10 protein-coding genes and 3 pseudogenes are annotated in these 15,275 nt (G+C 55.1%); 5 read left to right on the top strand and 8 right to left on the bottom strand.

Features of this window, described 5'->3' with window-relative positions:
* Positions 1-316: 316 nt before the first annotated feature.
* The 5 genes from AFK24_RS25740 to AFK24_RS25720 all read right to left on the bottom strand — a co-directional run bounded on the left by AFK24_RS25740 (position 317) and on the right by AFK24_RS25720 (position 7,289).
* Entirely contained in the window at positions 317-1,708 is a 1,392-nt protein-coding gene (locus tag AFK24_RS25740; protein WP_065835908.1) for a CapA family protein, read from the bottom strand.
* Complete coding sequence (locus AFK24_RS25735; RefSeq protein ID WP_065835907.1) at positions 1,701-2,567, bottom strand: serine hydrolase; 867 nt, start codon at positions 2,565-2,567, stop codon at positions 1,701-1,703. Before AFK24_RS25735 ends, AFK24_RS25740 begins: the two co-directional genes overlap by 8 nt.
* Positions 2,568-2,685: 118 nt before the next feature.
* Positions 2,686-4,554, bottom strand: coding sequence for a CocE/NonD family hydrolase (locus AFK24_RS25730; RefSeq protein WP_065835906.1), 1,869 nt, complete (start codon positions 4,552-4,554; stop codon positions 2,686-2,688).
* Between the two features lie 46 nt (positions 4,555-4,600).
* Positions 4,601-6,037 (bottom strand): YfcC family protein, encoded by a 1,437-nt coding sequence (locus AFK24_RS25725; protein ID WP_065835905.1) that lies wholly within the window; start codon positions 6,035-6,037, stop codon positions 4,601-4,603.
* 346 nt (positions 6,038-6,383) lie between these two features.
* Positions 6,384-7,289: a LysR family transcriptional regulator gene (locus tag AFK24_RS25720; RefSeq protein ID WP_065835904.1), complete on the bottom strand. Its 906-nt coding sequence runs from the start codon at positions 7,287-7,289 to the stop codon at positions 6,384-6,386.
* Positions 7,290-7,504: 215 nt separating this feature from the next.
* Between AFK24_RS25720 and AFK24_RS25715 the strand changes: the two genes are divergently transcribed.
* Together AFK24_RS25715 and AFK24_RS30255 are read left to right on the top strand one after the other, a co-directional pair.
* Entirely contained in the window at positions 7,505-8,731 is a 1,227-nt protein-coding gene (locus AFK24_RS25715) for an OprD family porin (protein WP_065835903.1), read from the top strand.
* Positions 8,732-9,039: 308 nt separating this feature from the next.
* Positions 9,040-9,306, top strand: a pseudogene (locus AFK24_RS30255) (LLM class flavin-dependent oxidoreductase); the annotation flags it as partial.
* Positions 9,307-9,524: 218 nt separating this feature from the next.
* On the opposite strand, the gene AFK24_RS25705 reads toward AFK24_RS30255, so the two are convergent.
* The gene (locus tag AFK24_RS25705) at positions 9,525-10,775 is read right to left on the bottom strand and encodes an MFS transporter (RefSeq protein WP_065835901.1); all 1,251 of its coding nucleotides are present in this window, start codon (positions 10,773-10,775) and stop codon (positions 9,525-9,527) included.
* A gap of 105 nt (positions 10,776-10,880) precedes the next feature.
* Here AFK24_RS25705 and AFK24_RS25700 point away from each other — a divergent pair, with 105 nt between their 5' ends.
* Positions 10,881-11,846, top strand: coding sequence for an AraC family transcriptional regulator (locus AFK24_RS25700; protein ID WP_065836003.1), 966 nt, complete (start codon positions 10,881-10,883; stop codon positions 11,844-11,846).
* A gap of 126 nt (positions 11,847-11,972) precedes the next feature.
* Here AFK24_RS25700 and AFK24_RS25695 read toward each other — a convergent pair whose 3' ends face one another.
* Positions 11,973-13,199, bottom strand: a complete 1,227-nt coding sequence (locus tag AFK24_RS25695) for an MFS transporter (protein ID WP_065835900.1) — start codon at positions 13,197-13,199, stop codon at positions 11,973-11,975.
* A 150-nt stretch (positions 13,200-13,349) separates the two neighbouring features.
* Between AFK24_RS25695 and AFK24_RS25690 the strand changes: the two genes are divergently transcribed.
* The gene (locus tag AFK24_RS25690) at positions 13,350-14,270 is read left to right on the top strand and encodes a LysR substrate-binding domain-containing protein (protein WP_080482303.1); all 921 of its coding nucleotides are present in this window, start codon (positions 13,350-13,352) and stop codon (positions 14,268-14,270) included.
* Between the two features lie 177 nt (positions 14,271-14,447).
* Here AFK24_RS25690 and AFK24_RS30250 read toward each other — a convergent pair.
* A pseudogene (locus AFK24_RS30250) lies at positions 14,448-14,847 on the bottom strand (IS66 family transposase zinc-finger binding domain-containing protein); the annotation flags it as partial.
* A 79-nt stretch (positions 14,848-14,926) separates the two neighbouring features.
* On the opposite strand from AFK24_RS30250, the pseudogene AFK24_RS25680 reads away from it, so the two are divergent.
* Positions 14,927-15,232: pseudogene (locus AFK24_RS25680) on the top strand (UTRA domain-containing protein); the annotation flags it as partial.
* Between the last annotated feature and the right edge of the window lie 43 nt (positions 15,233-15,275).

Below are 15,275 nucleotides of genomic sequence, written 5' to 3'. Positions count from 1 at the left end.
ATCCTGCTGGTCGACGATATGCCCGCGATCTATGATTAGTTCCGCAAAATCCTCGCATCTCTGGTACTCGAGCATCCCGATGTCAACGACGCCGAGGCGGCGCAGTTCGGCGACACTCTGCCGGGTGCGGCTGCGGCGGTCACTTGCGAGCTGTATTCGGTCATGGGTAGGCCCCAATAGCGTGTCTTGGAATTGTTGTCGTTAGGTGGTTTGAAGGGGGGCGGATCGGAGAAGGTTGAGCTGAGTGGATAGGCGATCGTTCAGATCGCCTTGTGCAGTTGGAGACGCCCTGAAATGACGCCTTCAGTCTGGCCGGTCAGAACCGGATAAGACCCTGGTCGCCCGCGATTTTGAGGGTCGTGCCGTAGGCCGCAGAGAGTCGCTGCAAACGCGTCAGTATTCGCTGGGCGTCAGCGCCATAGGCCAGCCGTGGAATGCCTCGATCTGCGTCGCGCTCGTCTTGCCAGTGCATTTCCACCGGGTGCAGCACCACTTCTCGCAAAGTGCCGCTTGGGCTGAATCTATTAACCGCGATCACGCTCTCGTACCAGATCTGCTCCTTGAACACGCCGTGTACTCGGCGATGCTCCATGAACTCGGCTTCCGTCATGGCACCGGGTTCAACGCGGTCCTTTTCGTACTCATCCCGCGTGATAGGGAATTGTTGATTTTCCATGAAAAAGAAATTGCCCAACGAATAATAGATAGGCTTTCCCTTGTAGATTTCGATACCCCGGAGTTGATGCGGACCATGTCCAATCACCGCATCGGCACCGTTATCAATAGCCTGGCGAGCAATGATCGGCATGAAGTCAGGCGGAGTTTCGCAATAGTTGCCCGGCTCATGGGTGTGCAGTGAAAACACCGAGAAGTCAGACGTCTGTTTGGCCTGACGGATGCTCTGCAAGATACGGAGCCTGTCTCGTTCATCCGGCGTGAACGAGAACTCGACCTCCTTATCCAGTTGAGTGCGGGCCCGATACTTGGTGTCGAACAGCGTCACTATTTGGTTTTTCGCGTCGCTCGCCAGCACCGAGCGTCGCATCATCCCTTTAGGTAAAGAGTCACGCAGTTCGGCCAATTGATGCAGGCGCTCGTCGGAGACCAGCACGAATCGGGTGGTACGCAGAGCGTTCAGACCGGGCCGTCCCTGGATCTGACCCAGTGGATCGATGGCGCGAGCATCGGCCTCGAAACGGGAGGCCGCGGCCACCAGCGATACCCGTCCGGCTGCGGTGCTCAATATCGCGGGTGAGCTGGCCTGGGCGAGTGTTTCCCCTGTCCCTGCCTGCACAACGCCAGCGCGACGAAACAGCTGGTCGGTGCTGCGCATACCCTGAACGCCCCAGTCGGTGCTGTGATTGTTTGCTCGACTGACCAGATTGAAGCCCATCTTCTTTAAATCCTCGGCCACAACGGGCGTACTGATCAACCAGGAGCCCCCCGACAGTGCCGATGGGTAGCCTGTGTACTGCTGAAGATCAATTGCGGTACCTTCGAAATTACCGAAGGTCACGTCAGCATTTTTCAGCACGTTGAGCAGATCCGGGGAGCGACGGCTTATGCGCGCATGAATGGCGTCGGAAATGATCAAGTCGCCCACTGCCACCAGGGTGAAACCGTCTTCGACATTGGCCGAAGTCCAGGAGGATGAGAGTTCTCCCGGCGTTGTGGCGTCGGTGGCGCTGTTATCTAGGACCTTATCCATGAGTCAGTGCTCCGGTTGCCGGGATGGCATCCCAACAGGTTCGCGCCAGTCGCCCCAATGTCGAGAACGCTGATGCATAGCCGGGCAGTCCGTCAGGCATGACCAGCGGAACCTGATCGGTGTAGCCCGTGAAAATAAACAGCGGCGCTCCGTCACGAAAGACGATGCCGCCATCCATTCGACCGCGTTTACCGGTCCCTCCCTTGTGCGCGATCTTCGTATCCGCCGGTAGTAATGAGGCCATCTTGGTACGAAGCTTCTGCCAGCTGAGAACATCCAGAGCGAAGGCACATTGTTCAGACGAGCAACCGAGCAAGGTGGCAGTTACAGGGTTCACACTGCCTTGGAGGATCAGGTCGTATAGCAGGCCTTGATCAAAGGCAGACGTAGTGGTGACTTCTTCAAGTTTGTGGTCGATGGGCAGGTCGGGACGAGGAATTGTATTTCGGTGGGAGGTATTGCCCATATCCAATGACTGGCAGAAGTCGTTGATCTGAGCGAGGCTGATACGCTCCAACACCATTCGAGTGCATACATTGTCACTGACGATAATCATCTGGACCAGCGCATCCCGCAGGCTGATGCTGAACCCCGGTGTCAGGTATTTGAATGTTCCTGACACCACGCCCTCACGGAGTCGCTCTTCATACAGTATGGGTTCATTCAGATCGAGATTCCCTCTATGTACTTCACGAAGCGCCGCCATCAGAATCGACGTCTTGCGCGTACTTCCCGCAGCGAATGGGGTATGACCAAAGCGATGTGCAACTTCACCAGTAATGAGATTCTTGAAGTACCAGGCGGTGACGTAAGGTTGTTCGTCACACATCTTATTGAGTTGGTTTATCACAGTTCGCATGCTGACTCCGAGGCGAGGGTGAACGCTCTTCACTGCCCAGTTAAACAGGGCTCAGTTGAAGAGGGCGATAGGTAAAAAAGTGATTGGAACTTACAAATCAATGCAACAGGTCAGGATGTTATCGAGGCAGCTCAGGGCCCTCCAGGACAGTTAATATCAGTCGGGAAGGGCAGTGCTTGGACATGTGCACACTGTTCAACACTTTCATTTTTCGTAAACCCTGGCCTTCAGGCTCACCGCTGTTGGGGTTAACGTCAAAATGAGGAAAGTTACTGCTGGCGATGTCCAGTCGCAGCCTGTGCCCCTTGGCAAATCGGTTGCAGGTCGCGAATGGTTCAATCCGAATATTTACGCGTTTCCCAGGCGTCATCAGTGAGGGGGTCGACCAGTCATCCCGATAACGGCAACGCAAGATGCCATCGGTAATGTTCATGGCATAGCCGTGTGGGTAGTCCGCAGAGGCGGGGTACACATCGACCAACTTGGCGGTGAAGTCAGTGTCCAACCCATCGCTTTCCACCCAGAGTTCAATCGACAGCGGACCGGCAACAACGAGATCTTGTTCCAGCGGCTCTGTTTGAAAGGACAGCACGTCCGGCCTGGCGCACAGCGGGAGATTGTTGCCTTGGCTGGCGAAAAACTCGGGCGTCTCACGTTGATCAAAAGCACCCCCGGAGAACACTGGGGCGCCGGACGTCAGCGCGCCACCGATGGTTGGAACCGGATGTTCTGGGTCACAGATGTAGCTCATGCTCGCATAAGTGTCCGTTGGTGACTGCGATGTCAGGCTGAGGTTGTGGCGCAGGTAGAGCACCTTTTCCTGGCTGCCTTGTAGGGGCCACGTGTCGCCAGTCAACCAATGACCGCCGTGTTGCAGCCGCCCATCCTGACCGCGCTGACCGGTGCCGCCACCCATCAGGAAAACCTGCACAGCAGCGTTGGATCGGCGTTCATCGTCGGGGTTCAGCCACTGTTCGAACCAGCGTATCCGGCAGGTCAACCAGTCAGTGTCTACATGGCCATCAAACGCCGCAGCAGGGCCGAAATCGACGTTGCCACTGTGAGTGATGTTGCGATCACCGTGTAGCCACGGCCCCATTATCAAGTGTTGTGGGGCGCGCTTGGATTCACTGAGCGAGGTTCGATTTTTCAGCGTGGAACCGACATAGGCGTCATACCAACTGGACATATGTAGAATCGGGATATCCGGCACATTGTGGTAGTGGTGCTCGGCGTTGATCCCGATCTGCTCCCAATAAGGACCGAAACTTCCCTTGCCCCACTGCTCGAACAAATAGTCTTCATATTCCGGGACGTGGCGCAGCGGTGACTGGCCTCGTACCCATGGCATGCGTGTAAACCATTGCCGAATATCCTCGCCTTTGAGCGCCTTGAGTACAGCGGGGTCTGCCAGCGCCGCCGGACTTTGCAGCGCTTGTTTATAAGCCCAGGTTGCCTGTTTGAGCTCGAAGGCGCCGCCTTGTCGAATACCACAGTGGTACGCGTTGGAAAAACCACCGGAGTCCAGCACCATCGTCATGAGCCCGGGCGGATTCAGGCATGCCATTGCCAGCTGAGTATGTGCCGCATAAGAAAGCCCCATGCTGCCAATCCTGCCGTTGCACCACGGCTGCTCAAGCAACCAGACTAGGGTGTCGAATCCATCCTCGCCTTCGGACAGGTATTTGACGAACTCTCCCTCTGATGCGTACCGGCCCCGGCAATCCTGGAACACCGTAATGAACCCTGCGGCCGCAAAACGAGCCGCCATTTCTTCACGGGTCAGCAGATGGCCGTCAAGGCTTAATTCTGATCGAGAAGGACTGGTTTTGTCGTAGGGTGTGCGTTCGATAATGACCGGCAGTGCGCCGCTTCGATCGCGAGGAAAATAGATATCCGTTGCCAGGCCAATGCCGTCGCGCACGGTCACCCTCTGATCACGCAGGACCTCCAGTGCATCAAAACCAGATACGGAAGTAGTGTTCATCAGTAAACCCTTTGAAGCGCCGTGTTCGAAGCACACGGCGGCTGAGTCAATAGCCAATGGAGACCGCGATGGCGAGCATGACGAGTGCGATGCAGAAGTAAGTAACGAACAGGGGAAGAATAAAGCGCGCCCATTGCCCCCAACCTACCTGTGCAGTTGCGAGTAATACCAACAAGCCACTGGACGTCGGCGTGATCATGTTGGTCAGACCATGTCCCAGCAAAAATGCGTAAACGCTTGTTTGAGCCGTGACGCCCGTCAGTTGGCCAAGCGGACCAAAAATGGGCATCGTTACTGCAGCGCCTCCCGAAGTCGACGGAATCAATACATCAAGAAACAGCTGGGAAAAGAACATACCGAAAGCGGAAACAGTGGGGCTGTGACCTCCAATCATGCCGGCGAGGCCGTTCACTACGGAATCCAGGATCTTTCCAGTGGAAAGAACGTCTTCAACCGCGGTGGCCAATCCAATCAGAAGCCCCGCCATCATGACCTTCTTCATCCCGCTCAGGAATGCGTCTGCCGCTGCAGTGGCGCCCATTCCACTGATGGCCGCGAAGACAATGCTCATCCCGATGTAGTAGGCACTGAGTTCGGTGAACTTCCACTTCCAGGTATTGGACGCGTATACGAGAAAGCTCACGCCTACCAACAAGGCAATGAGGGTGACTACATGTCGAACGGAAAGACGTTTATCGTCATTGATGACATGGGCTCTAACGTCGACTCCAGTACGGCGAATACACATCAGGACGAACGCGGTACCCACCAACATGAATACAACGAAGGTAGCTGCGCGCATCCCCATTCCGCTGAATACGGGCAGGCCGACGATGGGCTGGGCAATACCTAGCGCGACGGGGTTGGAAATGGAGGAAAGAAAGCCAATCTTGACCGAGATGACCACAATGGCCAGTCCAATAATGGTAGGCAGTCCCATTCTGTGGGCCATGGCCACCATCAGCGGGACGACCATCACGTATTCTTTGGCCATCCCGAGACACGAACTGCCCAATGAAAGTATCAGCATGATGGAGGGGACTAATATGTAGATATTCCCCCTGGCTAGCGCCAGCATCCGGGTCAAGCCTGAATCTATTGTCCCGGACCTGTTGAGCACACCAAACATACCGCCGATCAATATGACCATGAAAATCAATCCGGACTGCTTCACCAGTCCCTTGGGGATTGCCATGAGCCCTTCAATGATTGAAACGGGTTTGACATCAGCTGCTTTACGCCCATCGACACTGAACAGATGGACGGGGGAGCTGTTTTTTTCAAGTTGTTGAAACGTGCCGGGTAATACGAGCTCGCCTGTTCGTTTGTATTCCCCGGAATCGACGATGTAGGTGAGCAGTACAGCCAGAAAGACGATGGCCAATAAAATAACTGCAGGATTTATTTGCAAGTTGGACGTCGAGGGCTTGTCGTCAGAAATTTCCCCGTCGACAGGGGTGCTGCTTTTAGTGATGGCTGTCATGGTAGATCACTCTTGCTGGCGCAAATGCGCTAACTTTTATAAAACAGAACAGGGTTCTGGCTCATGGGCAGTTGAAGCAAAAGTACAGTTTATTTTTCGTAAAGCTGGCGGGAGGCCAACGCTTTCTTGAATTTCATGAAGCCATTAAATATCAAGCTCATGAGTCCGTCTCCTGTTCTTATTTTCTATTATTGAGTAGTCAGGGCGGACCTTATCAAGACGTTGTTCGGTTTCGCAAGATTATGAGTTATCAGGATAGCCCTATGCATTTATGGTTTTTTAGTGGCGGATAGCGTGTCTGAGTTAGGCTCGCAATCAGAAAGCTATCTCCGGCGCTTTCATGGGGTTATCGACGAGCCGCGGCATGTTCACTCAAGTACGCGATGAAGTGTTTGGCAAAGTCGTCAACCGCTCTGGATCTGGGTTCATCGGCACGAAAGGCCACCCCGAATGTGTACCCAATTAACGGCTTGAAGGGGCGAGACACGATAGGCAACTGGTCGAAATGCGAGGCAAGCAGAGAATTTATGATTGACACCCCTAATCCTTGCGCCACGAACCCGCACGCGGCGGCTGCGGAATGTACCTCTACCCGGACCTGTGGTGTCAAATTAGCGGCTCGGAATGCAAGGTCCAGATCCGTCCGCAATGCGCGCTGGCGCCCCAGCAATATCAGAGGAGTCTCGCGTAAATCGTCGATGCAAACAACGGGCTGTTTGCTCAGGGGATGATCGGAAGGCATCACGCACACCGCTTCGGTATTGACGGTGTAATCAAGATCAAAGTCTGCCAGTTCACAAGGTAACGATACAAACCCGATGTCGGCGGAGCGGTCCAGTAGTGCTCTTTCTATAGCTCCATAAGAGCCGGATACAATCTCGACCACGGTGTCTTCATATTGCTCCAGGAAGCCCGCCACCACTCGGGGCATCATTTGCTGTGCCATGCTAGTCGGTACGCCGACCTTGATCAGTGTCTTTCTGGCGCCACCGATCCGGATTTCGTCCGCCAACCGTTGGACTCGCTGAACGTGATCCACCACCTTGCTTATTTCAGCCAAGAGTTCAGCCGCATCCGGAATTGCCAGCAAACGTCCTTTTTTTCGTGCGAATAGCGTCAGCCCCAGCGCTTCTTCAAGCTGCCCCAGAAGTCGGCTGACAGCGGATTGCGACAGGCCCATTCGGGACGCTGCACCGATGGTGGATCCTGTTGCCATGATTGCTTGAAGCGCTTCGAGCTGCTTAAAGTTCATCCGGGTCACTCCTCGGTTCGGCCAGGCTATACGTTGGGTTCTTCTACTTCAGATCTGCATAGGTCTATGCGCATAACTCATAATGTTGTGTCTTTGTGTATTTCCCAATATTGTCCGGTCCAGAAGGGCATACGTCTAGAAAAATAATAGAGATCCACATTTTTTATCGGGCTCTCCGACTGCCATAAAAATTCTAAAAGGTTTTGGAGGATATTATGCATTTCGCTATCAAGCGCGGTGAGTTGTTGTGTGCGTCATTCATGGTGTGTCTGGTTCCGGAAAGTTTCGCGGAGGGTTTTCTGGAGGACGCTCATGCCAAACTACAGTTTCGTAACTATTACTTTAACGATGATTACCACGATGGCGCCAATGACCGTCGCGAGTGGGCACAAGGTTTTCTGTTGAATGTTAAATCTGGCTTTACCCCCGGCGTTGTCGGCTTTGCCTTGGAAGGTCAAGGATTGGCTGCCATTCGCCTGGACTCAAGCCCGGAACATGCCAACACCGGGTTGTTACCGGTCAACGCTGACGGGCATGCGGCGTCGAATTTCTCCAGCTTTGGCTTGACAGGAAAAGTCCGCTACAAGGACGCGATGTTCAGCCACGGGACATCCGAGCTCAAGATTCCCGTGCTGGTTACCAATGACGGACGCATCTTGCCGCAGACCGTTCAGGGCAGCCAGATCGAATATAAAGGAATTGAAGGTCTGTATGTACAGGCAGGCCACCTTGATCAGGAAAAATTACGCAACTCTTCCAATAATCAGGATTTCACGCCGAATGGTTACAGCGGAGCCAAAGGCGCCGATTTTGAATTTGCAGGCGGGCGCTACAGCTTAAATAAGCAACTGACCGTTTCATACTATTACGGGCAGATGGAAAACTTTTACGATCAGCAGTTTTTTGGATTGAATCACACGTTAAATATCGGGTCCGTTTCGCTGACGTCAGATCTCCGGTATTTCGCGAGTGATAAAGCCGGAGGTGCCGTGGCTGGAAACGTGGACGCCAACATGTTCAGTGGACTATGGACGTTGGCTTATGGTAATCAGGCCATCGGCTTTGGTTACCAGAAAGTGTCAGGTGATACGTCTCTGCCGTACATCAATGGCGGTTCGGTCTACTCGTTTACCAATGCGGGCGTCGGCAAGTTTGTTCAAGCCAACGAGCATACAACGATGCTTCGTTACGATTATGACTTCGTCGGGTTAGGGTTGCCGGGGCTCGCCTTCATGACTCGCTACTACAAAGCCGGTGGGGGCGAGTTCAAGGGCCGCGCCGCAAGCGAGTGGGAGCGCGACTCTACGCTACGGTATCAGGTGCAAAGCGGCACATTCAAAGGGCTGGGGGTCGAGTACAGAGGGGCCAGTTTCCGTACTGACTATTCAACCAATCATGATGATAATCGGCTTTATTTGACCTATGATTTGGCTATTTGGTAGTCGCGATCTGTAAAGCGAATTCTAAGCGTGACAGGTTTTTTGGCTAGGAACTTCTTCGAGTCTCTAAACCTGTATACGCCCCTAATTATTATTTAAGTTTTCGTCCCACCGTTTTTTTGACCACCGCACTATACAAAGGCTGCAGCGATCAAAAGCCCTAACCGCTGGACAGGTGGGGGATTACGCGTGTGTTATCAAAAACGGGGCTGAAAGTGCGAGCACCATCACACGTGTTCGTTGGGCGACAGTATTTCAACACTTCCCCCTTGGCAGGAACAACTTCTCATCTTGCAGCGAGGACAGTGTTGATGAGTCTCGATATTTTTTGGTTTCTACCCACTTCCGGCGACACGCGTTATTTGGGGCGCTCCAACAGCGGCCGCCCAGCTACCAACGAGTACATGCGGCAAATCGCCGTAGCCGCCGAAAGCCTGGGCTATGACGGCGTGTTGATACCCACGGGCAGCAGTTGCCTGGATCCCTGGATCACTGCGGCCAGCCTGGTGCCAGTGACCCACCGCATAAAGCTATTGGTGGCGCTCCGCACGTCCTTGGGTAACCCGACGGCGTCGGCCTGCTGGCGGAGGGATTTATTGATATTGATTTTGATGTCGACACCTGGATCGACCCTCGTCGTTGCAAAAAGCGTGGTTGCTCAAAGACCAAATCGTCCTTGGCTGAACATTCGAACATTCGAACATTCGAACAGCGGGCACCGCCAGGGCATTGCTCGGCGGTGTCGGCACGTTGTCGGTTGGGATACGGAAAAGTAAGGCGTCCTGATATGAGTGCCTTAGATATGCAGCGCCGGACCTCTGGCTTCGCCGAGTGGGGACGGTTGGATTTTGACGCGCCATGCAATCAGCAGTGCTGACAGCAGCATCACGATCCCGCCGGCTATAAAGACGCCAGCGATGCCGCTGAAGCTAAACATTGCTCCTCCCGCGGCGGCACCCGCTGCGATAGAAGATTGCACCGATGCCACCACCATCCCGCCCGCGCTTTCCGGCTGGTCGGGTACTGAACGTGCTACCCAGTTGGACCACGCCACTGGCACGCCCCCGAACGCCAACCCCCAAAACGCAACCAACAGCGCTTGCCACGGTACTGAGGCAGGCAAAAACACCAGAGCCAGCGCTGCCAGCCCTACCAGCGCAGGCATAAGCGCCAGTGTCACGCTAAGACTCCGCGCAATCAGCCACCCGGTAAGCATTGTGCCGACAAAGTTGGCCACCCCGAACCCCAGCAACATTAGAGCGAGCCCATCCGTACCAACGCCAGTGGTGCTTTCCAAAAATGGTCGGATATAGGTGAACAGGGCGAAATGGCCTGTGTGTGCAAGTACACAGCCAAACATGCCAATAGCAATGCCCGGACGCATCAGCACGTCCAGCACAGTTCTAAGTCGTGCCGGACTGCGCGGCGCCATCTTCGGCAATGTGAACCACTGGAAGAGCAGGGTAAGGCAACCCACGGCCGCAGCTGCAAGGAAAGCGGAGCGCCAGCCATACAGTCCGCCCAGGTAACTACCGAGTGGGACCGCGACGACCGTTCCTACTGCAATGCCGCTGAAAATTATCGACAGCGCGCGGGGAAGCAAGGAGGCCGGGACCAAACGCATTGCGACGGCCGCGGCCATGCACCAAAAACCACCGAGTGCCACCCCTAGAAGAACGCGCATTACCATTAACACCCACATGCTGGACGACAAGGCAACCAACAGGTTGGAAGCGATCATCAGTACCGAAAACCCTAAAAGCACAGTGCGCCGGTCAAGCGATCGCGTGAAGCCTGGCACCAGCAATCCAGCAAACAGTGCCACGACGGCGGTCACCGTCACCGCTTGTCCCGCGATCGCTTCGGATACACCCAGGTCGGTGGCCATCGGGGTAAGCAGACTGGCCGGAAGGTACTCGGCCGTCAACAATCCGAACACGCCCATGGCCAGTGAGAATACCGCCATCCAGGCCGGCGCTTTCGGTTCTACATCTCCAACAACGCCATCTTGAGCATTGGATCCGGTGTCACATACGCTGCTGTTCATTACAAATACCTCCCTGAAATTGACGCGAGCCCAAGTCTAGGCATCAAAATCAGGATGATCTATGATGAATCGTCTGTAACTTTTGATCAAAACTCCGGATTCAACATGTCAGATCATTTCGCCCTATCTTCCGATCTCATCAGCGAATTACTGACCGGCATGCGCCTGCGTGGCGTTCAGTACCGTCGCATTCAGACCGGTCCATCGTTCGGCATAAGTTTGAATGCCCGGCCTGGACATGCCTACTTTCACTATCTCGCCATCGGTTCTGCTGTGCTGCGCACGGAAGATGGCGTGTTGCATGAACTGTCCGCAGGGAATGCAGTGTTTCTGCCGCAGGGCGCGGCGCATCAGCTGCTGTCCAGCTCGGACGCGCCAACCCAGGACATCAGCTTTTTCGAGTCGGCTCCTCTGGGTGACACGGTCAGTGCCGTCAACCTGTGCCCTACAACCAGCGCCATTCCCAGCGCCATTCTTTTTTACGGCTGTATGCAGTTCGATCTTGGCGGAATGCAGGGGCTGGGGCCGCTGATGCCGGGCCTGATTGCGGTCGATGCCATGAGCGATCGCTACCCAGGGCTCATGCCGATACTCGCCGCCATGAAAGGAGAAATCTGCTCCGGGCGCATCGGCTTCGCCGGGATTCTTGCGCGTCTTGCCGATGTAGTCGCGGCGATGATCGTACGTGGTTGGGTTGAATGTGGCTGTGACTATGCATCGGGCTTGGTCGCAGCGCTGCGTGACCCCAGGCTCGCCCGCGCCATTCTGGCGCTCCATCGCCACCCGGGCCGCAATTGGACAGTGTCGGAGTTGGCAGAGGAGTGCAATTCCTCGCGCTCCGTCTTTGCGGAACGCTTCCAGGCAACAATCGGAACGCCGCCCCTGCGCTATGCCACCGAATTGAGGATGCGCCTCGCCAGTCAGTGGCTGATCCAGGAGAGGCTCCCTATCGAAACCGTGGCGCAGAACCTCGGTTACACCTCTCAAGCCGCCTTCAGCCGCGCGTTCAAACGCATCACGGGCCGCCCGCCCGGTGCCAGCCGACTCTCTCATCGGCTGCTTATTTCCTGAGGTTCGTGGTGGATAATCGACTGCCGCTAGCAATCTCGATCCCGCGCTAACTGGGCCTGGTTGTTGAGCTCTGGTAGACGCTTTCGCCAACGAAACCACTTAAATCAGAATATGGTCTTCTTTGTTTTAAGCCTCGGTCGGGTGAAAAGCGCCCGGGCTGACTAGCGAATAGAGCACCACCGGAATCAGCGCAATTACAGCTGTCACTGCAACGAGAGTGGTTGCCGTGGTCAGGCCCAGATTGTCGCCGATGAAGCTGTACAAGATCGGGGCCAACGCACCCGACCCAATGGTGCCGGTATAAAACACCGAGAATGCTTTCTCCAGTTTCTGTGAATTGACAACATCGGGCACTGAGCCATACAGCACTGACGACGTCCCATTGAGCACTGCACCGAGTAACGGGAGCGCCAGCAGCCCGATACTGAGTGGCGAAAAGAGCACTACACCAATCAGCAGCGCTGTCGCCAGTTCAGTCACGACTACAGTCCTTACTGTCCCGAGGGAGTTCGCCATCCAGCCGCAGACGAACTTGCCAACAGCGCCGCCGAGAAACACAAGCGTGAGGGCAAAACCTGTCTGGGCCAGGGAGCCGCCATTTGCCTTGATAATAAAGGGCAGGAAAGTCAGGAAGCCCATGCGGACGGCGCTGTCCAGCACCGCTGTAGTCAACAGGGTATTGAAGGCTCGTGGATTGATATGCGCGTCCGTGCCTTTCATGGCGAACTTGCCATCGATGAGCTGGTCATCAGCTCTGGCACGACCTTTCCTAAGCAACGACCAGATCAACAGTGCCGCGAACAAGCCGATAGCTGCACACAGAGTGATAGAGCTGCGGTAAGAGGTATAGGTCAGTAGTAACGCGGCGGACGCAGGCAGAAGTGCCTTGCCGAGGTCTCCCGAAAAATTATAGAGACCCAGCGGGCGCTTCCTGTCTTGCCCGAAAGCCCTGGTAACCATAGCCGAAGCGATAGGGTGCTGGAAACTTGCGCCAATGCCTGAGATTACCAATGCCGCGCCGAGCCCCATGGCACTGCCTGCCAGGCCAGCAATCAGCCAACCGATCCCAGTGACTAAGGTGGCGATGACTAACAGGGTTTGCGGCTTGATCCGGGTCGCGAGCAAAGACGCGGGAATCTGCAATGCGGCCAGGGTGAGCGAATAGCAGCTTCTGAGCACGCTGAGCCAGACGTAGCTGAGCGCGAACATCTCTTGCCAGATGGGCAGGAAGACATACACCAGGTCGCTCAGCCCATCGTGGATAGCGTGGGCCGCGCACGCTGCAAACAAGGTTTTTTTTCTCGATACGCTGTTATCGAGTGGGCTTTCCTGCGCATTGGTTGAGTCCGTCATACGTCCTGCCGGTAGGGAAACGGTTGCTCATGGGGAAAGCCATGAAGTACAAGTAGCAGATTATTAGCAAAGCCATTTTGCCGTTGCGTTTGGCCAAGGTGGTAATGAAAGGAATTTGTCGCCCATGAGATTGTTTGAGAGAGTCCGTTCATGTCGCTGAGACGATTCCCGTCTATTGCTTCGCTCAGAGGCTTTGAGGCCTGTGTCAGGCATCTGAACTTCTCCCAGGCGGCAGCGGAGTTGCACATTACCCAAAGCGCAATCAGTCATCAGATCAAGCAACTGGAAGACTTGTTGGGCGTTGAGCTATTCGAAAGAAGCTCCGGCGCCATAAAGCTAACTCAGCAGGGCGCTGAGCTTCTGCCGGTGATTCGTGTGTTCTTCAAGGATATGAGCAGTGTTGTTGACCGCTTTGAACGAGGGGAACGACAAGCATTCATGCTGGAGATCTTCGTGCATGACTCTTTCGCGACCACTTGGCTGATCCCGCGCTTGTCGAGGTTCTACAAGTTATGGCCGGACATCAAGATCAAACTTAGGACTGAAGAGTTTGCCCGTTTCGATAATCCAAATGTTCAGGTTGCCATAAGACTTGGGACTCAAGCAGCTTGCTGGCCCGGTCTGTTCTCGGAGTTCATCCTGGCCGAGCGGATATTCCCTGTGTGCAGTGGTGCGTTGCTAGCCGCCCTGGGCTCTCCTGCCAGTGCCGAGGACATCTTGAGGTTTCCGCTTATCTTGCGCGCCCGCAACACGTTGAGCGGGCAGCCAGTGTCTTCGCCATCCTGGGAATACTGGCTCGATAAGTACAACGTCCCTGCCAATTCCTTGAACTGCGCACTGGCCGTACCCTATACCGCCATGGCAGTACATGCGGCTCTGCGAGGACTAGGAGTGGCGATGGCGAGAACCTCGCACATCTCGGATGAACTCAATACAGGTCGGCTGCAAAAGCTCTTTGAGGATGAGTTAGATACGGACGGTGGCTATTACGTCCTGTGCTCGCCAGGGAAAGAGAAGACGCTAGAGATTCAGGCTTTTATGGAGTGGGTCAAGGCTGAAGCGCTGAGGTAGATACTACCGCGATCACGCGAGAATCGAGCTAACGTTAAGCGCCGCTGCCGTGTGGAATAAAGAGCTCAGATACGGAGGGGATAGAAACCCTCCTTTCGGGGCGGGTCAGTTGTAGTCGACGCCAAGCCCTTATGACTGGAATTCTGAAGGTGTGGCCGCAATCCGTTGGCGACCCGGCTTCGAACGCACATGCCGGATCACCTTAATATGCGCCGGAATGTATTCCAGTATTTCTGACACGTCTTCACCTAGCGGGCGAAGTTTTCCACCGCAACCAGAACATTGTGATTCAGGCTGATGGATGTGAGTTTCGCGAGGCAGGTGTACGGGCAATGGCTTGCGGCGCGAGGGGGCGGTTCGATTGGTGGTGTCAGTTCAGTCTGGCTGACTTGCAGCTCCTCAAGACCCAGCTGGAGCTGATCAGTCATCGCGTCCAGTTGCTCGGAACTGCGACCGAACTGCATACGACACAGCTTGGCGATCATCATGTTCAAACGCGTAATCTCTGCCCGCTGGGGAGAGACCAGAGCCTTCAAGCGTGAGGATCGTTAGGCAGGGAGTCGGTCGCGAGCGTCATGACCGAATGTTACTGGGGATTTTTTCAGCGTGACAAGTCAGACCGCGAGGACGGGAGCTGTACGAATGGGCCTGCGCCAATCTTGGAATTCAACGCACTGGTTGCCAGCTGGTGTCCCGGGTTGCTCGAAGCGGACCTGAACACCTCCCTCACCAGCTTGCTGAGAGAGCGGTTCGGGCGTGTTCAGTCGCGCTGCGAACTGGCCATGCATACCGGCACGGTGGATGAGCATCAGGCTGAGTTGCTGCAATTGACGGTCGGTTCCAGCAGCCTGTATCTGGAACGACTGAACTTCGGCGAAGAAGGCCAGCCGGTGGAATTCGACCAGGAGTTCTGGAGGCCGGATGCGCTATTGGTGGTGATGGAAACCCGCTATCCCGGTTAAGCATGCGACGAGGGCTACTTTGAAAGGTATATGCAAAAAAGTA

Source organism: Pseudomonas syringae, from assembly GCF_001698815.1.
GTDB lineage: Bacteria > Pseudomonadota > Gammaproteobacteria > Pseudomonadales > Pseudomonadaceae > Aquipseudomonas > Aquipseudomonas syringae_A.
Note: the sequence above shows the minus strand (reverse complement) of the source record. Positions and strands in the feature narration are given on the sequence as shown.